The organism is Zobellella taiwanensis (genome assembly GCF_003012795.1).
GTDB lineage: Bacteria > Pseudomonadota > Gammaproteobacteria > Enterobacterales > Aeromonadaceae > Oceanimonas > Oceanimonas taiwanensis.
In genome coordinates this window covers 136511-155176 of sequence record NZ_PXYH01000007.1, presented here as the reverse complement: position 1 = coordinate 155176, position 18666 = coordinate 136511, and the positions used below count along the sequence as shown (strand labels likewise).

Genomic DNA, 18666 nt, shown 5'->3' with positions numbered 1-18666 from the left:
CATCGGGCTCAATGCCAGGGCGGGCGTTTTTCAGCATGGCCTGGGCGTGCAGCGGAATGTCGGGGCGGGACCAGGCGTCCTGGGCCGGGGACAGGTCATCGGTGTTGGTTTCGCCGGGCACCTTGAATACGGTCATGGTGATCTTGTCGGCCAGGGGCGCACGCTCCAGGAACCAGTCGGCATCGGCCCAGGACTGCATCACCTGTTTGGCATGGGCATTGCCGGCCTTGGCCTTCTCGGCCACATCGTGGAAGGCGTCAAACATCAGCAGAGTGTGGCTCAGGGCCTGGGCGGCGATGGGGGCCAGGGCATCGACGTCGAGCAGTTCGATCAGCGGCTGGATGTTGTAGCCGCCCTGCATGGTGCCCAGCAGCTCGGTGGCCTGCTCGGGGGAGACCACGGGCGAGCTCACTTCGCCCTTGGCCACGGCGGCGAGGAACCCGGCCTTGACATAGGCGGCTTCGTCAACCCCGGGGGGGATGCGGGTAGAAAGGAGTTCGTAGAGGAAGGATTCTTCGCCGGCGGGGGGGGTCTTGAGAAGTTCAACCAGGGCGGCCACCTGGGTGGTGTTCAGGGGCAGGGGGGCCAGGCCGTCGGCGGCACGCTCGGCGGCCTGGTTGCGGTAGTGTTCAAGCACGATGAGGTCCTTTTGTTGAATAAGACGGGGCCCGGGGGCCCCGCCAGGGTTAGAGGTTGATCAGGCTCAGCAGGTAGGGGTCCAGCAGGCCCTCGGGGTAGTCGATGCTCATGGCCTTGCCGAGGCCGACCAGAAACAGCAGCTGGCCCGCCGCCACCGTGCCCGACAGTCGCCAGCGGGAGCCGGTGAACAGGCGCAGGAACAGCAGGGTGAAGATCACCGAGGTGCTGATAAAGCCCAGGGTGAAATAGAGCAGGGCAACGCCGAGGAACAGGCTGATATAGAGCAGCTCTCGGCCAACCTTCTGGCTGCCGGGCTCTGCCGGTTTGCGGCCGGTACCGAAGGCGACCGCCAGGGCCGAGCCGGCGGTGAGCAGGATGGCGAACAGCGGGAAGGCCCGGGTCAGCTCGGAGCGACCCCACACATCGAACAGGGCGAGGGCGCAGACGACCAGCAGCAGCGCGATGATGGCGCCGTCCAGCCGGCTCAGGGGGGCTCGTTCCGGCTTGGGTTCCGTATTGGCTTCGCCACCGGTCCTGGCGGCCAGGCGCTTGCGGATAAAGGGCACCGCGAAGCTGAGCAGGATCAGGCCGGCGATGATCAGCACACCGGGGCGCTGCATCCAGCCGTAGCCGTAGAACTGGATGCTCTGGAAGAAATAGTTCTCGGCACCGGCCGCCAGCACGAAGCCGATCAGGAAGGCCGGGCGCGACCAGTTGGCGCTTTTCAGCAAGATCCCCAGGGTGGCGATGGCGGCCAGCACCACGAAGTCGCCCAGGCTCTGGGTGGCCTGGTAGGCGGCGAACAGGATCAGGGTGAGCAGCACCGGGGCCATGCGCGAGAACGGGATCCGGGTAAGCATGGCCACCGGCGAGGCCAGCCCCAGGCAGAGCAGGGCGCCGAGGATATTGGCCAGGGCCAGAGACCAGACGATGGTGTAGGTCAGGTTGAGGTGGGTATCCACCATAGAGATGCCGGGCTGGATGCCAAGCAGCAACATGCCGCCGAGGAACACCGCCGCCGTGCCCGAGCCGGGCACGCCGAACAGCAGCGTGGGGATCATGCTGCCGCAGGCGCAGGCGTTGTTGGCGGATTCGGGCGCGATGACACCGCGGATCTCGCCCTTGCCGAAGCTGGACTTGTCCTTGCTCGACTGCATGGCGAAACCATAGGTCATCCAGTCCACCACCGAGCCGGCCAGGCCGGGGATGGCGCCGACCAGGCTGCCGAACACCGAGCACTTGCCCACCAGCGGCAGGTTGCGCAGGACGTCGCGCACGCCCTGGCCCCAGCCGCTGCCCAGGCTGTTGCCCTTGCCGGAAATGGACTTGTTGCGGATCAGCAGCTCGATGATTTCCGGCAGGGCGAAGATGCCGAGCCCCACCACCACCAGGGGAATGCCGTCGTACAGGTAGTCGATGCCCAGGGTCATGCGGAACTCCCCTGTGGCGGGGGCCGCGCCTATGGTGCCCACCAGCAGGCCGACGCCGCAGGCGGCCAGTCCCTTGAACAGGTTGCCGCCGGACAGCGAGGCCACCACGCTCAGGCCGAGCAGGGTGAGCATGAACAGCTCCGCCGAAGAGAACGACAGCACCAGCGGCCGGGCCACGATGATAAAGCCGCTGAGGATGATGGCCCCGGCCACCCCGCCGAGCAGCGAGGAGGTGAAGGCCGCGGACAGTGCCCTGGCCGCCTGGCCCTGCTTGGCGAGGGGAAAGCCATCCATCACCGTGGCTTGGGAGGCGCTGGAGCCGGGAATGCCCATCAGCACCGAGGTGAAGGTATCGCCGGTGGGCACTACCGCCACCAGGCCCATCAGCATGCCCAGACCGACGGACGGCTCCATGCCATAGAGGAAGGGAAGCAGCAGGGACATGCCCGCGATGCCGCCCAGGCCGGGAATGATCCCGATGATGAGGCCGATGATCACCCCCAGCACCAGATAACTGAGGTGCGCGACGGTGAGTATCTGGCCCAGTGCCGCCAGTAATTCGTTCATGAGTTCAGCTCCTTGCGACCGGACCAGGCCGGCTTATTCCACCGACACATTGAATTGGGTCTTCAGCCAGTCCTTGACCCAGGCCTGCAGCTCCGGGGTCATGCTCACCGCCTGCTTGAGGTGGACTTCCACCACGGCGCCGATCAGGTTCTGGTAGGGACCGATCTGCTCGACCGCATCCTGCTGGAAGGCTTCATCCTCGACCATGCGATCCACCGCCAGCAGCAGCTCCTGTTTCATGGGCGCGGGAATGTCCTTGGGCACCAGCAGCACCTTCTGCAGGGCGAAGCCGGCGGTCAGGAACTTGCGGTAGGCGTCGTACTGCAGGCCTTGCGGCTCCTCGCCCCTGTATTCCTTATAGACCTCCTCGAAGGTGGGTATATCCGGGAAGGCCGGGTCGCGCACGGTATTGCCTTCGTCATCGATGATGCCGAGGGAGAACAGGGGGACCGCCTTGTTGCCGTTTACCAGGTCGGTGACCGAGTTGATATAGGCGGACGTGGTCTGGAAGTCGACTTTGGCCTCGCCCCGCTCGAACGCCAGCCGGCCTTCGCCCCGGCTGGTCATGCCGAACACCGGCCGCAGATCCAGGCCCAGCATATCGAGCGCCAGCATCACCGGCAGCTCCAGCTGGGTAGGCCCCTGGGCGGCAAAGGGCAGGGTCACGCCGTCCAGCTTGCCCAGATCCTGGCCGGTGGCGACGCCGAGATCGGGCTGGATATAGACCACGCCGCCGGTGGGGGACGCCATGATCGGGGTCCACTTGTCGAAGTCGTAGCGGACCCGGGAATCACCCAGCATATAGGGATAGAGGGTGGAGGCGGAAATGCCCAGCATCTCGCTGCCGTTATCCTTGGCCCGCATGTAGAACAGATTGGTGCCGGTGATGGAGCCGCCGCCGGGCACGTTTTTGATCACCAGGGTCGGCGAGCCGGGCAGCTGTTTGGTCAGGTGGGGCGACATGAAGCGGGCCCAGACGTCGGTGCCGCCGCCGACCCCGAAGGGGATGGTCCAGTTGATGGTCGAGGGCAGGGCTTGCGCCAGTGCGGGGGTCGAGAGGGCAAAGGTACCGGCCAGCAGGGTGGCATTCAGCAGCATTGTTAATTTTTTCATGATTGACCTTCCTATGGTGAGTTTGCCTGGTGAGGGATGGCGACGGATTTTCAGGGTAGAAAAATGGTGCCGCTCAGTATCTTGCGGGCCGTGCGGATGAGTGAGACGGCGGTAATGCCGCTTTCATCGTCACCGCTTTTGCTGATTTCCAGCTCCAGCATGCCCGATGGGTGCTCTATTTTGATCATGGTGTTGTTGCGGTCGCGGGCAAGCTCGTTTGCCACCGAGCCTTCGAGACCACAGGCGGTGGCGATGGCGATACTGCCGGTCACCGCCAGTGCCTTGTGGCAGCTGTGGGGCACGAAGTAGCGGGCGTGGATATCGCCGCCGTCCCGGGCCGGCGCCAGCAGCACCGGCTTGGGGATCACCTGGTTGCTGACATCGCCCATGCCCATCAGTTGCCCGGCCTGGCGGCGGATGTGCTCAATCCTGGCCAGCAGAACCGTATCCTGGTCGAGTTCGGCGGGGGATTCATAACCGGTCTTGCCCAAATCCCGGGCCCGGATCAGCACGCAGGGAGTGGCGGCATCGATACAGGTGACACCGATATTGTCGATGCTGTCCCTGCTGTGCCCTGTGGGTAGCAGGTGGCCGGTCTTGGCTCCCTGCACATCGAGAAAGGTCAGCTTGATCGGCGCTGCCGGATTGGGGGCGCCGCTGATCAGGGCGTCACCTTCGTAGCTGATCTTGCCGTTCGGCGTTGCCACCTGGGCATGAATGATCTTGTTGGTGTTGAGGTTGCGGATCCGTACCAGGGTGACGGGCGAGCCGGCGGCCACCAGGCCGGTTTCGATGGCGAAGGGGGCGACTCCCGCCAGCATGTTGCCGCAATTGGGGGAAAAATCCACGCTGTGCTCTTTGACTCCTACTTGGGCGAAGAGGTAATCCACGTCGGCGGCGGGGTCGGTGGACACGCCGACCATGGCGACCTTGCTGGTCAGGCTGTTGCCGCCGCCGATACCGTCCAGCTGCAGTTCATGGCCGGAGCCCATGATCTGCTGCAGCATCAGGGCGCAGTCATCACGGTTTGCGGGCAGCTCGCTGAGCTTGAGGTAGGGCCCCCTGGAGGTGCCGCCGCGCATGATGATACAGGAAATGGCTTGTGACATGGTTGTTTCCCACAGGTTGCTTTCTTGGAGGGAAGGTTGTCACGGTTTTGACATTTGCATCAAATGCAAAGAAAATCGGGTATTGATTTGTTTATTGCATTAATGACCTATGCACCAGATTGAATTCAAGGACCTGGCGATCTTTATCCGGGTGGCCGAGAGCGGCAACTTCCACGAGGCGGCGGAATTCGTGCACCTGTCCCAGCCGGCGCTGAGCCGGCGGATGCAGCGGCTGGAGGCGATACTGGGCACGCCCTTGTTCGAGCGCACCACCCGCAAGACCTGGCTGACCCCGGCCGGGCGGGAGTTCCTGCCCAAGGCGCGCCGCATGCTGGAGGATTTCGAGCTGTCGGTGCTGGGCATCAAGGAAATGGCCACCCACCAGAAGGGCAAGGTCACCATCGCCTGCATACCGACCGCGGCGTTTTATTTTTTACCCGGCGTGATCCGCGAATTTAACCAGCTTTACCCCGGTATTCGCATCAAAATCCTCGACGTTAGCGCCAATGAGGGGCTGGAGTGCGTGATTCGCGGGGACGCGGATTTCGGTATCAACATGGCGATAGCCCAGTATCCGGAAGTCAGCTTTACCCACCTGCTGGACGATCCCTTCGTGGTCTGTATCCGGCGGGATCACCCCCTGGCACAACAGCAGGACATCGGCTGGTCGGACATGGAGCCCCACAAGCTCATCACCGTCAGCAAGGACAGCGGCAACCGTACCCTGCTGGACAGCGCCCTGGTGGAAAGCCATGTCAGGCTGAACGGCTTTTACGAGGTGCAGCACCTGTCGACCTCGCTGGGGCTGGTGGAAATGGGGCTGGGGATAGCGGTGATACCGCAACTGGCGATGCCGAGCAACGACAGCTCCATGCTCACCTGCCGGCCGTTGCGAGGGGCCCCGATCAAACGGGTGATCGGGGTGGTCAGGCGAACCCATACCAGCATCACCCCGGCGGCGGATCTCTTTATCAATATCCTGCTGGAGAAATGGTCGAAACCCTGACGTTGCCGGAACGGCGATGGTCGCCGCACGGTGGATTCAGCCTTCGGCCGGGCTTGCCTGCTGGTAGTCCTGGGGCTTGTCGGTAAAGATCATGTCCACGCCCCAGGCGGGAAAGTCCTTCACCTTGTCCGGATGGTTGGCGGTGTAGCAGTGCAGCCGGTAGCCGGCGGCCTTGACCGCCTCGGCCTGCTCCCGGCTGAGGTAGCGGTAGTTGCAGTGCAGGGCGGCGCAGTCGAGCTGCTCCAGCCGTGTTTGCCAGTCGTCGGGGATATGCTCCACCAGCAGGGCGCGAGGGATTTCGGGCTGCAGCACCTGCAGGTAGCGCAGGCAGTCGGGCTCGAAGCTGGAGAACAGCAGGCCGGCCTTGTCGAACCCGTGCTTGTCAATCAGCTTGCTGACCTTGCGGCACAGCCGGGCCGGGTTGTCCTTGTCATAGATTTTAAGCTCGATGTTGACCCTGATGCCGAGCTCCCGGGCGCGGGCCAGGTAGTCCCTGAGCCGGGGCACATGCTGGCCGGCGAACTCGGCACCAAACCAGCCGCCTGCGTCCAGCCGGGCCAGTTGCTCCCAGTCGTATTTGCGGACCTTGCCCTTGCCGTTGGTGCAGCGGTTGACCTTCTCGTCGTGGATCACCACCACTTTTTCATCCTTGGTCAGCTGGACGTCGATTTCCACCCATTCCAGCCCCAGCTGATGGGCCTTTTCCAGGCCGGCCAGGGTATTTTCCGGGGCCAGGCTGGCCACGCCTCTGTGTCCGCACAAGATCATCGCAATGTCCTTCTAAATGGATCCTTGGCCGAGGGTAGAGCGTCACCATGACAGATTTGTGACAATGCCGCCAGCCAGGACGGTCCCGTTTATCCATGGTGCGTCCGGCCAGCGCCTTGCCTGGCTGGGCTCCCCGGACAGGGTCTACCAGCTTTGCCAGCGGGCATGGGGCCTGGCCTGAGTCAGTGCCCGCTGCCTGACCACAGCTGGATCACTACTACCCCACTGATAATAAGGCCCATGCCGAGCAGGGCCGGCCAGTCCGGCAACTGCCGGTAGACCAGCGCCGCCAGCAGGGTGATCAGCACTATGCCTGCGCCGGACCAGATGGCATAGGTCACGCCCACCGGCAGTCGCTGCATCACCAGCCCCAGCAGCCAGAAGGCCAGTCCATAGCCGCCGATCACCAGCAGGCTGGGACCGGGTCGGGTAAACCCCGCCGTCGCCTTGAGCGCCGTGGTGGCCACCACTTCGGCGGCGATGGCCAGTAACAGCAGTACATATACGTTCACCCCAACCTCCGGGTCCGTGACGGGAAAAGCCTGTTATTTGACACCAATTCGGGCCCGGCGCAAAGTGTGGCGACCGGCGCGAAAGATGTATTCGGCAGGCCTTTACACTACAATACGCGCCTTATTTCACGGCGTTACCGGCAATACCATGACAGATCCCCTCGGCTACGGCCAGCGGCAATGGCTGCAGATCCTGAACGATTACGACCCCGCCCTGCGCCGCCGGGTGCGCGAACTGGTGCTGGCCCACAGCGAGCGGATGGCCGACGAGTTTTACCAGTACATGATCACGCAACCCGAGGCGCGCGAATTCCTGGACCATGACCAGGTCAACCTGCGTCTCAAGGCGTCGATGCAGCACTGGCTGGAGCAGTCCTTTGCCATCGACGACGAGGCCGCCATTGCGCTGACCATAGAGCGCCAACTGGAGGTGGGCCGGGTCCATGCCCGCATCAACCTGCCCATCAACCTGGTGTCGATGGGCGCCCGGCTGCACAAAAAGCGGCTGATGGCGCTGGTGTTCGGCCTGGAGGAGGAACCCGGCTACTGGCAGGCGGCCTGCGGTTACCTGCAGGAGGTGATGGACCTGTCCCTGGAGCTGATGAGCCTGGCCTATGTGTCCAAATCGGAGCGCAAGAGCCGGGCGGCGGAGGCCTACCGACTGCATACCCTGGGCCTCAATATGCCGGTGGAGCGCGAACGCCAGCGCGCCGCCCTGCTCGACTGGAGCCAGGAGCTGATCTTCGGCCTGCACCGGGGCGACCGGCCGCCGGGCGGCATCATCCGTTCCGAGTTCGGGCTCTGGTTTCAGCACAAGGCGGCCTCGGTGTTTGAGGGAGCACCCGAGCTTGGCCAGATTGAACAGGCCCTGCAGCAGATAGACCTGGTGATCCTGCCCGAGTTGCGGGCGGCGGGCAGCGACACCGAGCGGCTGGCCCGGCAGATGGCGGCACTCCAGCAGGAAGTGAAGGCCGTGGGCTATTTTCTCGCTACCCTGTTCGATCGCTATATCGAGCTGGAGCATGGCCGGGATACCCTGACCCGGCTGCTGGACCGGCGTTTCCTGCCGGCGGTGCTGAACCGGGAAGTACGGCTGGCCAAGCGGGGCGGCGCCGCCTTTTCGGTGATCCTGTTCGATGTCGACCATTTCAAGCAAATCAACGACAGCCATGGCCATGAAGGGGGCGATCTGGTGCTGCAGCAAATCGCCAACCTGGTGGCCGGCGCGGTGCGCAGCAGCGACTTCACCTTCCGTTATGGCGGTGAAGAGCTGCTGGTGGTGCTGGTGGAGGCGGAGCCGGCCAAGGCCCTGGAAATTGCCGAGAAAATCCGCGAAAAGGTCGCGGCCAACCGCCTGCAACTGCCCGAGGGCAAGACCATGCAGGCCACCCTGAGTGGCGGTGTGGCCGGGTTCGACGGCCACCCGGACTATGAGTATCTGATCGGGCGGGCCGACAAGGCCCTGTACCGGGCCAAGCACCAGGGCCGCAACCGTTGCCTGCTGGCCGACTGAGTCAGCAGTCCGGCTCGTCCCCCGCCAGCGGCGGCAGGGTCTCGTGCGCCAGCCGGGAAGGGGGCAGGGCGCCGACCCTGAGCTCCCATCCCCCCGGTGCGGTCTCGTCCGGCAGGCGGGGATGGATCAGCGCCAGTGTCAGCCCCGGGGCCCGCTGCTGCAGCCGCTGGGCGGTGCCCAGGCCATCGGCAATGTGGAAACGGCCCAGGGTGAGCAGCACCCGGTAACCCGGATGGGCCTCCAGGTAGCGCTCCACGCTTTCGGCCATGGTGTCGTCCCAGCTGGTCTGGGCGGCAAACTGGAATTCGGTGGGAGCCTGACCATGGTGGCGCGAGGCCATGAAGCGGGCCTTGTAGGCGTCGTCGGCCAGGGTCAGCCGGCGTGCCACCCAGGCCCGGTGGCTGGCGGGCAGGCGCTCCAGGTAGCCGGGGCCCTGACGGCCGATGCAGCGCACTATGTGGCGGGGGGCGTTGGCCGCCAACACGTCGATGCTGGCGGTGCGGGCCAGCTCCACCAGGGGCCGGTAGTCGCTGCGATAGCCGGGCCAGGCATTGGCGCGGCGAATAAAGGCCTCTTCGCCCAGCTCGCCGGCCAGGTAGGCGTCCACCGCCGGCTGGCGGTCGCGGCTGAACTGTTCCATGGCCAGGGCCACCGGCCGGGGTTCGGCCAGCAGCCGGGCCAGCAATTCGGCCTGGAAGCGGTGCACTCCAGGATGGCCGTGCAGCTCGCCCACCATAATCACGTCGGCCCCGGCCAGTTCGTGTGCCGCCTCGGCCAGGGACAGGGGCCGGCCGTCGGGGGCGTGCAGTTCAAAGTCGTAGAGGGTGGCGGGCACCCCGGCACGGGCCTGGCAGCCGGCGAGCAGGAGCAGCAACAACAGCATCAATGGGCGCATGGCGTCACCTTTAGCGCAATGGATAACAGCAATCCGTCGGTAAAGTTATTATCATAGACGGCATCATTTGCTAACCCTGTATCGGACATGGCGCCCGCTCTCTGGCTTTCACTGTTTTTTGCCGTTTATTACTTCGGCTACGGTATCTTCCTGCCGTTCTGGGCCCTGTGGCTCAGCCATGCGGGGGCCGAGGCGGGCTTTATCGGCCTGCTGCTGGGCCTGGGCATGGCCGCGCGCTGTGTCGGCAACCTGGCGGTGATGAGCCGGATCCGCGCCGCCGCCCACCTGCTGCCCGCCACCCGCTGGCTCGGCCTGTGCAGCCTGCTGGCCTTTGCCGCCTTCTACGGCTGGCAGAGCAGCCTGGGGCTGTTGCTGCTGATGCTGCTGGCCAACCTCATCTATCCCTCGCTGATCCCGGTCAGCGAGGCCATGGCCAGCCGGCTCATCGTGCAGGTCCGGCTCGATTACGGCAAGGCCCGGCTGTGGGGATCGGCGGCCTTTATCGCCGCCAACCTGGCGGTCGGCGCCCTGACCGACCGGCTGGGGCCCGAATGGGTGCTGCACACCATGGTGGCGGCGCTGGCGCTGATGCTGCTGCTCAGCCTGCTGCCGATGCATCCGGCGCCGGCCGATATTCACCCTGGGCGCCAGGGCGACTCCATCATGCAGGTGCTGCGCCGTCCGGGCGTGGGGCGCTTTTTGCTGATCACCTCGCTGCTGCAGGGCAGCCACGCCTTTTATTACGGCTTCAGTGCCCTGTACTGGCAGCAGCAGGGCTACCCGACCAGTGTCATCGGCTATTTGTGGGGGCTGGCGGTGCTGGCGGAAATCCTGGTGTTCGCCGCCGATCGCCGCTGGCTGGGGCGGTTCGGTGCCCGGCCTCTGCTGCTGGCGGGCTTTGCCTGCGCCCTGGTACGCTGGGGCATACTGGGGGCGAGCACGGCGCCGGGCTGGCTGATCCTGGCCCAGATCCTCCACGCGGGCAGTTTCTGCCTGAGCCACCTGGGGGCGGTGCGCTACATCAGCCGCGAGCTGGACGGCGAAGCGGTGTTCGGCGCCCAGGCCCTGTATGCGGCCATTCCCACCGGCCTGGCGCTGGCCCTGCTGCTGGTGGTGTCGGGCCAGTTCTATCCCGGGCTCGGCGGCCATACCTTCTGGTTGATGGCGCTGGCGGTGGTGCCGGTGGCCTGGCTGTTGCGCCGGCCGCTGCCGGGTTCGCGGCGGGAGGCGTGATGCAGGGCTGGACCGTCATCAATATCTCGCTGGCCTACCTGGCGCTGCTGTTCCTGCTGGCCTGGCTGGGCGACAAGGTGCGCCTGGGGGCGCGCTCGCGCCGGCTGCGGCCGCTGCTCTACAGCCTGTCGCTGGCGGTGTACTGCACCTCCTGGAGCTTTTTCGGCACCGTCGGCCAGGCCAGCACGGACGTCTGGTCCTACTTTTCCATCTACCTCGGCCCCATACTGGTGTTTACCCTGGGCGGCCCCTTTGTGGCCCGGCTGATCGAGGTGGCCAAACGCGAACACATTACCTCCATCGCCGACTTTATCGCCGCCCGCTACGGCAAGTCCCAGCGGCTGGCGGTCTACATTACCCTGATCGCCATCGTCGGCGTGCTGCCCTATATCGCCCTGCAGCTCAAGGCCATCGTGATGGGGCTCAACCTGATGGCCCCCGAGGTGGTCGGCGGCGCCGGCAAGGACGCGGGGGAGGTGGCCTTTATGGTGACGATGCTGTTCACCCTGTTCATCCTGCTGTTCGGCACCCGCCATATCGACGCCACCGAGCACCAGCGGGGGGTCATCGTCGCTATCGCCGCCGAGTCCGTGGTCAAGCTGGTGGCCTTCATCGTGGTTGGCGGCTTCGCGCTCTGGCTGATCCTGGCCTTTCCCAACCAGCAGCGCACCATGGTCACCCAGGATTTCCTCGGCCAGTTGACCGCCTTCAGCAGCGGCAACCTGCTCGACATGGGGGTCTATACCCTGCTGTCGATGAGTGCCATCATCTGCCTGCCACGCCAGTTCCACGTGACCGTGGTGGAGCATCACGACCCGGCCGACCTGCGCTGGGCCCGGCGCATTTTTCCGGTTTACCTGCTGCTGTTCGGCCTGCTGGTGTTGCCCCTGGCCCTGGCCGGCCAGCAGTGGTTGTCGGCGGGTACCTCGCCGGATACCTATGTGATCAGCCTGCCGCTGGCGCTCGACTACCCGCTGCTTGCCATGCTGGCCTTTATCGGCGGCGCCTCCGCCGCCACCGGCATGATGATCATCTCCACCATCGCCCTGGCCATCATGATCAGCAACGACCTGGTGCTGCCGATGATACTGCGCCGCCGTCAGCTGCAGGGCGACGGTTTCGACGACGTGGCCCAGCTGCTGCTCAATGTGCGCCGCACCGCCATCATCGTCATCATGGTCACCGCCTGGCTGGTGTTCCTCTGGCTCGGCGAAATCAGCAGCCTGTCGCGGATTGGCTACCTCAGCTTCGCCGCCATTGCCCAGTTTGCCCCGGCCCTGGTGCTGGGCCTGCTGTGGCGCGGCGGCAACCGGCGCGGCGCCTACTGGGGGCTGAGCCTCGGCATGGTGATGTGGCTGCTCAACCTGATGGCCGAAACCGGGCTGTTCGCCGGCGACGCCGACACCAACTTCCTGCTGCGCATGCTGACCCCGCCGGAGCTGGGCTGGCTGGCCGGCATGAGCTCGGTGACCTGGGGCATATTGCTCAGCCTGCTGTGCAACCTGGCGGGCTATCTGCTCGGCTCCTGGCTGTCGGTGCCCTCGGTGAGCGAGCGCTTCCAGGCCGGGGCCTTCGTGGGCCGCCAGCACAAGGACGACGGCGATGTCTACCGGGCCAAGGTGACGGTACGCGACCTGGAACAACTGGCTTCCCGCTTTGTGGGCGAGGCCAGGGTCAAACGCGCCTTCGCCCGCTACGCGGGCGAGCAGGGCACCCTGGACGGCAGCCTGCAGGCGCCCGCCAGCCTGATCCGCCACACCGAGCGGGTGCTGGCCGGGGTGTTCGGCGCTTCCTCGGCGCGGCTGGTGCTGGCCTCGGCACTGCAGGGCCGCTCCATGGAGCTGGAAGAGCTGGCCGCCATCGTGGACGAGGCGGGGGATGTCTTCCGCTTCAACCGGGGGCTGCTGCAGGGGGCCATCGAACATATTGGCATGGGCATTTCGGTGGTCGACAAGGAGCTCAAGCTGGTGGCCTGGAACCGGCGCTACATCGAGCTGTTCGCCTATCCGCCCGGCCTGATCCGGGTGGGACGCCCGATTGGCGACATCATCCGCTACAACGCCGAAAAAGGCCTGTGCGGGCCCGGCGAGGTGGAGCGGCAGGTGGCCCGGCGGGTGGCCCACATGCGCGCCGGCACCGCCCATGTGTCGGCCCGTACCCGGCCCGACGGCCGGGTCATTGAAATGCAGGGCAACCCCATGCCCGGCGGCGGTTTTGTCATGACCTTCAACGACATCACCACCTTCCGCCAGGCCGAGCAACTGCTGAAGGACGCCAACGAAGTGCTGGAGGCGCGGGTGGCGGAGCGCACCCGGGAACTGTCGGCGGTCAACCAGCAACTGCTGGCGGCGACCCGCCAGGCCGAACGGGCCAATGCCTCCAAGGGCCGTTTCCTGGCGGCGGTCAGCCATGATCTGATGCAGCCGCTCAACGCCGCCAAGCTGTTTACCTCTTCCTGGCTGGAAACCTCCGGCGACGAGGAAAGCCGCCGGCTGGCGGGCCATATCGACCGCTCCCTCACCGCCGCCGAGGAGCTGATCAGCGATTTGCTCGACATGTCCCGGCTGGAGTCGGGCAAGCTGACCGCCCGGCCGCGGGGATTTGCCCTCAACAGCCTGTTCGATACCCTGAAAGTGGAGTTCGGCGCCCTGGCGGAGCAGGACGGCGGCCGCTTCGAGGTGGTCGCCACCCGCCTGGGGGTACACAGCGATCCCCGCCTGCTGCGCCGTATCCTGCAGAATTTCCTCACCAACGCCCTGCGTTATAACCCGGGCGGGCGCATCCTGCTCGGTCTGCGCCACTGTGGCGAGGGCCTGCGCATCGAGGTGTGGGACAATGGTCCCGGCATTCCCGCCGACAAGCTGGAACTGGTGTTCGATGAGTTCCAGCGGCTGGAGCACGGTCATCGCCACCAGCAGGGGCTGGGTCTGGGGCTGGCCATCGCCCAGGGTCTGGCGGGCATTCTCGGTCATCGTCTGCAGGTACGCTCTTGGGAAGGCAAGGGCTCTGTGTTCAGCGTGACGGTGGCGCGGGCGGCGGTTCAGCCGGAACTGCCGGCCGAGCCGGTGGCCCGGGCGGGACCGGACCGGCTGGCGGGGCTGAGGGTGCTGTGCATCGACAATGAAGCGGACATCCTTACCGCCATGGACGGCCTGCTGTCGCGCTGGGGCTGCGAAGTGCGCCTGGCCGGCGGCGGCGAGGCGGCTCGGGCCCACTGCCGGGACGGCTTCCGCCCCCAGGTGATACTGTCCGACTACCATTTGGACGACGGCGAAACCGGGGTGGCGGCCATCAACCTGCTGCGCCTGGAGTTTGGCCGGATACCGGCGGTGGTGATCAGCGCCGACCGTCAGCCCGAACTGCAGCAACAGCTGCAGGAGCTGGGCCTGGGGTATCTGAGCAAGCCGGTCCGGCCGCTCCGGCTGCGGGCGCTGCTACAGCACCTGGTGGCCTGAGCCGGCGGTGCGGGCTCAGCGCTCGCCGCCATCGAGCTGGGACAGGGCAATGACCGCCTGAGTGCGGTTTTTGACGCCCAGCTTGCGGAAAATGGCGGTAACGTGGGCCTTGATGGTGGCCTCAGAGACATCCAGCTCGTAGGCGATCTGCTTGTTCAGCTTGCCCTCCGACAGCATGGTGAGCACCTTGAACTGCTGGGGGGTGAGGCTGGCGAGGCGGCCGGCGATGTCGTCCTCGGGGCTGTCGTCCAGGCTGATCCCCTCGGGAAACCAGGTGTCGCCTGCCAGTATGGTATTGAGGGCGCTGACCAGGGTGCGCATGGGAGCGGACTTGGGGATGAAGCCGAGGGCGCCGAACCGCATGGCCTGCTGTACCACGGCGGGCTCCTCGCTGGCCGACACCACCACCACCGGCAGTTCGGGATACTGGTTGCGCAGCTGGGCCAGGCCGGAGAAGCCGCTGGCGCCGGGCATTTTCAGATCCAGCAGCAGGAGGTCGACTTCCTCCGTTTCGCCGAGCAGTTGCATCAGGTTGTCGATGCTGTCCACCTCCTGCAACCGGGCGCCCTCGATCGCCAGTTGGACCGCCTGGTGCAGGGCATTGCGAAACAAGGGGTGGTCATCGGCAATGATAATGCTGTAGCCCGTTTCCATGTGTCGTCAGGATCCTTGTATCTGTTGTATAGGCAATGGAAACTTATCCCATCATTTTTCCCCTGTTATGATAGGGCTTTAGCCCCGGGCTGAGAACCGCCCGGAGGGATTTTCGTGATCGGAGGAGCGCATGGCTTCGACAAGGCCGGGCCAGGGCCTGGCGGAACTGCTGAACAACGACGAGGATGCCCGGCTTTGCCGCGACATCCCCGACGAGGCCTGCCGCCAGGTGCCGGGCAACCGGCGCCTGCTGGTGCTGTCCCAGTTGGCTACCGCCCTGGCCGAACTCATGGTCAACGCCAAGACGGTGCTGCCCTGGCTGTTCCAGGCGGTGGGCGCGCCCCTGTGGTTGATCGGCTGGCTGGTGCCGGTCCGGGAAAGCGGTTCCATGCTGCCCCAGATTATCCTCGGGGCCTATGTCCGCCAGTTGCCCCTGCGTCGGCGGGCCTGGCTGTGGGGGGCGGGCCTGCAGGCCGGCTGCCTGGTGCTGATGGCGGCGGTGGCCCTGTGGCTTAACGGCTGGCTGGCGGGGGGCCTGCTGCTGCTGTTGCTGATCCTGATGAGCCTGGCCCGGGGCCTGTGCTCCATTGCCGCCAAGGACGTGCTGGGCAAGACCATTCCCCGCCGGGAGCGGGGCCGGGTCACCGGCACCGGTGCCAGCCTGGCCGGTGGCCTGGGTCTGGTGTTCGGCCTGTTGCTGAGCCGGCTGGAAGACATTCCCCCCGGCGGATACGCGGCCATCCTGCTGGCGGCGGCACTGGTCTGGGGGATGGGGATGCTCTGCTACGGGCGGATCCGCGAACAGCCCGGCGCCACCGAGGGCGGTGTCAACGGCTGGCGCCACGGCCTGGCCAGCCTGCGGCTGGTGCGCGAGGATCCGGATTTCGGACGCTTCCTGCTGGTGCGTACCCTGTTGCTGTCCACCGCCCTGGTGACGCCCTATTATGTGCTGCTGGCGCGGGACAGCGATGCCAGCCTGAGCGTGCTGGGCAGCCTGGTCATCGCCCAGGGGCTGGCCCAGTTCGCCAGCAGCTGGTTCTGGGGCCGGCTGGCGGACGTTTCCTCTCGGCGGGTGATGCAGTTGGCGGGGTTGCTTGCCGCCGGGCTCGGCCTGGCGGTCTGGCTGCACCTGGGCTGGTTGGGCGGCGCCCCCCTGCCGGGCTATTTCGCCCTGGTGATCTTTGTGCTCAGCCTGGCCCATGCGGGAGTGCGGGTGGGGCGCAAGACCTACCTGGTGGATCTGGCCGGAGGGAACCGGCGCACGGATTATGTGTCTGTGAGTAATACCCTGATGGGGTTGCTGTTGCTGGTGGCCGGCGCGCTCAGCATGTTGCTGGCGCTGCTGTCCGGCCTGGCGGTGATACTGGTGTTTTCACTGTTGGGGCTGCTTGGTGTATGGTTGGCGCAAGGGTTGCCGGATGTACAGGCCGACCCGCCTAACGAGGATAAATGATGTTGCGAAAAAGCGTGATTGCGCTCTGTGGCCTGATGGTGGCCGCCCAGGTGTCGGCCCGGGATATCGATCAGATGCGGGCCGAATTTACCGTTTCCCTCAACGGGGATCAGACCCGGGGGGTCAATACCCTGACCATAGATCGCAACAGGGAGCAGTACCATGTGCATTTCGCCCTGAGCCACTGGCTGCTGGACGTGGATCAAAAGGCGAGCTTCACCTGGCAGGATTGCACCGCCCGGCCCGATACCTTCAATTACAAGGCCAAGGCGCTGGGGGTAACCCGGGAGGAGCGGCTGGTGTTCGACCGCCAGACCGACATGGTGCTCTACCAGGACAAGGATGGGGATCAGCTGCTGTCGACCGAGGGGGGGGTGTTCGATCCGGTGAGCTTCTTCTTTGAGGCGCGCTGCGATCTGATGGCGGGCAAGCAGGCGTTCGATTATCCGGTGCTGCGCAACGGCGAGATCAAATCGACCCCGTTCAAGGTGGTGGGCGAGGAGCCCCTCAAGACCGGTATCGGTACCTTCGATACCCTGGTGGTGGAACGGGACCGGGGCGACAGCAAGCGCAAGACCCGTTTCTGGGTGGCGCCCGAGCTGGACTACCTGCTGGTACAGATAAGCCACGAGGAAAACCGCCAGTTGGCGGTGACCGCAACCCTCGACAAACTGAGCTATACCCTGGTCGAGCCCGAGGACGTCGTGGCGCAGGAGGGTCAGCCCACCGCCACCGAGTGATCGAGCACCAGGTTTTCGCTGCAGATCCGGCAGCGGCCATTGTCCTTGGCCCGGTACAGGGCCCGATCGGCACGAACCAGCAACTGGTTCGTGCCGTCGCTTTTACGGGCCTCGGTCAGGCCGCCGCTAAAGGTAAAACCGATGGTCTTGTCCGCCAGGTAAAGAGGGGTTGCGGCCACGGTGTCGAGCAGGCGCTGGGCCAGGTGCATGCCCTGCTGGTGATCGGTTTTCGGCAGGATCAGCAGGAATTCCTCGCCGCCGATGCGCGCCAGTATGTCGGTGTCGCGGATGGTCTTGCGGCTGAGCCGGGCAAAATGGCGCAGCACTTCGTCACCGGTATCGTGGCCGTGCTGGTCGTTGATGTGCTTGAAGTGATCGATGTCCAGCATCACGATGCAGAACGGATGGTTGTAGCGTTGCAGGTTGGCCAGCTCGTACTGCAGCCGGGCCTCGGCGGCCCGCCGGTTGGGACAGTCGGTGAGCGGATCCGTGGTGGCCAGCTGCTTGAGCTGGCGGTTGAGGCGGACCAGCTCGTTGTTGGCCCGGCCCATCACCAGCCGATGGCGGCGGTTGCGCTTGAGGGTGAGGACCGTCAGCAGGCCGCCCCACAGAGAGCCGGTGGCGCCCAGGGTGATGAGGGTGGCCAGCCGGTCCTGCTCCAGCGCCAGCCGGTAGGCGGCGCTGGCGTCGGCCATGGCGTGCACCTGATAGCCTCCTTCCTCCGGCGCGTGGCTGACCAGCAGTACCGGCGTGCGCTCGTCGCCGAGCAGCAGCACCTTGGGCAGCAGGGGGCTCAGGACCAGGGGCAGGCGGGGATATTCCCGCTCGGCCGGGGTGGTGCCGGCACCGGGCAGGCGCAGCACATGTTGCAGCCAGCCGGCGTCGTCCGCAAGCGAGATCAGGCCCTGGCTGTCTGTGACCAGCAGGGATACCCGGTAGGCCTGGCGGGCCGGGCCGCCGACCGCGCTGCGCAGCAGCAGGATGGCTTCCCGCTTCCCGGCACCGACCGGGGTGGCGTAGTAGAAGGTCGCCTGCCGGCGCTCCGGCTCCAGGATAAAATGGCGCAGGCCGGGATCCTGCTCCAGGGCCAGGCTTACCTCGGCCGGCGGCGGTCCGGCGGGCGTCGGCAGCAGGGGCTGGCGGTCCGGCCCGAGCAGCCAGATGCCGTCCAGTCCAAAACCGCTGTCGAAGCGCTCCAGATCCGCCTGCAGGCTGGCGCGGGTGCTGTTTCCGGGGGCGGCGACAAAGGCCCGGGTGCTGGACAGGGAAGCCAGGGTGCGGGCGATGCTTTTGAGCTGGTGCCGGCTTTGCTGCAGATCCCGGGTGGCGGCAGCGGCGAGCAGGGCGGCCTGCTGGTGCAGATCCTCCAGTTGGGTGCCGATGCGCTGGCTGATCCAGTGCTGGCTGGTGAACCAGCTGGTCAGGGCAAGGGTGAGCAACAGCAGTACGATGGCGGCGAAGGAGTAGAGATCCTGGGGCAGCCAGCGGAGTTTGTTTTGCGGCGACATCCGTATTCCTGTTCAGCCATGGGTCTGTGGTCGGTTTGACGAGAGCGCCTTTATTTTAGTCAAGAATTGTC

General features: G+C 65.7%; 14 protein-coding genes and 1 pseudogene. 6 read left to right on the top strand and 9 right to left on the bottom strand.

All coding sequences use genetic code 11. The features are described 5' to 3' along the window. The 4 genes and pseudogenes from C7I36_RS07225 to C7I36_RS07210 all read right to left on the bottom strand — a co-directional run. Positions 1-637, bottom strand: a pseudogene (locus C7I36_RS07225) (bifunctional aconitate hydratase 2/2-methylisocitrate dehydratase); the annotation flags it as partial. A 49-nt stretch (positions 638-686) separates the two neighbouring features. Beyond that, a complete protein-coding gene (locus C7I36_RS07220; protein WP_106453050.1) occupies positions 687-2636 on the bottom strand; it encodes a tripartite tricarboxylate transporter permease in 1950 nt (649 codons plus the stop codon). 33 nt (positions 2637-2669) lie between these two features. Then, a complete protein-coding gene (locus tag C7I36_RS07215) occupies positions 2670-3749 on the bottom strand; it encodes a Bug family tripartite tricarboxylate transporter substrate binding protein (RefSeq protein ID WP_106453049.1) in 1080 nt (359 codons plus the stop codon). A gap of 50 nt (positions 3750-3799) precedes the next feature. Then, positions 3800-4858 carry a 4-oxalomesaconate tautomerase gene (locus C7I36_RS07210; protein ID WP_106453048.1) on the bottom strand — a complete coding sequence of 353 codons (1059 nt, stop codon included), beginning with the start codon at positions 4856-4858 and terminating at the stop codon, positions 3800-3802. 109 nt (positions 4859-4967) lie between these two features. On the opposite strand from C7I36_RS07210, the gene C7I36_RS07205 reads away from it, so the two are divergent. Continuing rightward, complete coding sequence (locus C7I36_RS07205) at positions 4968-5864, top strand: LysR family transcriptional regulator (protein WP_106453047.1); 897 nt, start codon at positions 4968-4970, stop codon at positions 5862-5864. A gap of 36 nt (positions 5865-5900) precedes the next feature. Here the strand turns inward: C7I36_RS07205 and C7I36_RS07200 are convergent, their stop codons facing one another. After that, on the bottom strand, positions 5901-6632 hold the full coding sequence (locus C7I36_RS07200; protein WP_106453046.1) for a glycerophosphoryl diester phosphodiesterase: 732 nt from the start codon (positions 6630-6632) through the stop codon (positions 5901-5903). A gap of 182 nt (positions 6633-6814) precedes the next feature. Next, complete coding sequence (locus tag C7I36_RS07195; RefSeq protein WP_106453045.1) at positions 6815-7144, bottom strand: DMT family transporter; 330 nt, start codon at positions 7142-7144, stop codon at positions 6815-6817. Positions 7145-7292: 148 nt separating this feature from the next. Here C7I36_RS07195 and C7I36_RS07190 point away from each other — a divergent pair, with 148 nt between their 5' ends. Then, a complete protein-coding gene (locus tag C7I36_RS07190) occupies positions 7293-8657 on the top strand; it encodes a diguanylate cyclase (protein WP_106453044.1) in 1365 nt (454 codons plus the stop codon). Position 8658: 1 nt separating this feature from the next. On the opposite strand, the gene C7I36_RS07185 is transcribed toward C7I36_RS07190, so the two are convergent. Then, a complete protein-coding gene (locus tag C7I36_RS07185) occupies positions 8659-9552 on the bottom strand; it encodes a ChaN family lipoprotein (protein WP_106453043.1) in 894 nt (297 codons plus the stop codon). A gap of 87 nt (positions 9553-9639) precedes the next feature. Between C7I36_RS07185 and C7I36_RS07180 the strand changes: the two genes are divergently transcribed. Further along, positions 9640-10785 carry a 3-phenylpropionate MFS transporter gene (locus C7I36_RS07180; RefSeq protein WP_106453042.1) on the top strand — a complete coding sequence of 382 codons (1146 nt, stop codon included), beginning with the start codon at positions 9640-9642 and terminating at the stop codon, positions 10783-10785. Beyond that, positions 10782-14240 (top strand): hybrid sensor histidine kinase/response regulator, encoded by a 3459-nt coding sequence (locus tag C7I36_RS07175; protein WP_106453041.1) that lies wholly within the window; start codon positions 10782-10784, stop codon positions 14238-14240. The genes C7I36_RS07180 and C7I36_RS07175 overlap by 4 nt, the downstream gene beginning before the upstream one ends. Before the next feature lie 15 nt (positions 14241-14255). Here C7I36_RS07175 and C7I36_RS07170 read toward each other — a convergent pair whose 3' ends face one another. After that, complete coding sequence (locus C7I36_RS07170; RefSeq protein WP_106453040.1) at positions 14256-14894, bottom strand: response regulator transcription factor; 639 nt, start codon at positions 14892-14894, stop codon at positions 14256-14258. Between the two features lie 130 nt (positions 14895-15024). On the opposite strand from C7I36_RS07170, the gene C7I36_RS07165 reads away from it, so the two are divergent. Both C7I36_RS07165 and C7I36_RS07160 read left to right on the top strand, forming a co-directional pair. Further along, positions 15025-16347 (top strand): MFS transporter, encoded by a 1323-nt coding sequence (locus tag C7I36_RS07165; protein ID WP_106453039.1) that lies wholly within the window; start codon positions 15025-15027, stop codon positions 16345-16347. Next, the gene (locus tag C7I36_RS07160; protein WP_245880059.1) at positions 16344-17087 is read left to right on the top strand and encodes a DUF3108 domain-containing protein; all 744 of its coding nucleotides are present in this window, start codon (positions 16344-16346) and stop codon (positions 17085-17087) included. The genes C7I36_RS07165 and C7I36_RS07160 overlap by 4 nt, the downstream gene beginning before the upstream one ends. Here the strand turns inward: C7I36_RS07160 and C7I36_RS07155 are convergent. Beyond that, on the bottom strand, positions 17066-18595 hold the full coding sequence (locus C7I36_RS07155; protein ID WP_106453037.1) for a GGDEF domain-containing protein: 1530 nt from the start codon (positions 18593-18595) through the stop codon (positions 17066-17068). The genes C7I36_RS07160 and C7I36_RS07155 overlap by 22 nt on opposite strands. Between the last annotated feature and the right edge of the window lie 71 nt (positions 18596-18666).

What these genes read in the sequence shown, in the direction of transcription:
- C7I36_RS07155 (WP_106453037.1), bottom strand. Translation starts at nt 18,595, where the DNA reads ATGTCGCCGCAAAACAAACTCCGCTGGCTGCCCCAGGATCTCTACTCC.
- C7I36_RS07210 (WP_106453048.1), bottom strand. Translation starts at nt 4,858, where the DNA reads ATGTCACAAGCCATTTCCTGTATCATCATGCGCGGCGGCACCTCCAGG.
- C7I36_RS07165 (WP_106453039.1), top strand. Translation starts at nt 15,025, where the DNA reads ATGGCTTCGACAAGGCCGGGCCAGGGCCTGGCGGAACTGCTGAACAAC.
- C7I36_RS07180 (WP_106453042.1), top strand. Translation starts at nt 9,640, where the DNA reads ATGGCGCCCGCTCTCTGGCTTTCACTGTTTTTTGCCGTTTATTACTTC.
- C7I36_RS07220 (WP_106453050.1), bottom strand. Translation starts at nt 2,636, where the DNA reads ATGAACGAATTACTGGCGGCACTGGGCCAGATACTCACCGTCGCGCAC.
- C7I36_RS07185 (WP_106453043.1), bottom strand. Translation starts at nt 9,552, where the DNA reads ATGCGCCCATTGATGCTGTTGTTGCTGCTCCTGCTCGCCGGCTGCCAG.
- C7I36_RS07170 (WP_106453040.1), bottom strand. Translation starts at nt 14,894, where the DNA reads ATGGAAACGGGCTACAGCATTATCATTGCCGATGACCACCCCTTGTTT.
- C7I36_RS07190 (WP_106453044.1), top strand. Translation starts at nt 7,293, where the DNA reads ATGACAGATCCCCTCGGCTACGGCCAGCGGCAATGGCTGCAGATCCTG.
- C7I36_RS07205 (WP_106453047.1), top strand. Translation starts at nt 4,968, where the DNA reads ATGCACCAGATTGAATTCAAGGACCTGGCGATCTTTATCCGGGTGGCC.
- C7I36_RS07215 (WP_106453049.1), bottom strand. Translation starts at nt 3,749, where the DNA reads ATGAAAAAATTAACAATGCTGCTGAATGCCACCCTGCTGGCCGGTACC.
- C7I36_RS07200 (WP_106453046.1), bottom strand. Translation starts at nt 6,632, where the DNA reads ATGATCTTGTGCGGACACAGAGGCGTGGCCAGCCTGGCCCCGGAAAAT.
- C7I36_RS07160 (WP_245880059.1), top strand. Translation starts at nt 16,344, where the DNA reads ATGATGTTGCGAAAAAGCGTGATTGCGCTCTGTGGCCTGATGGTGGCC.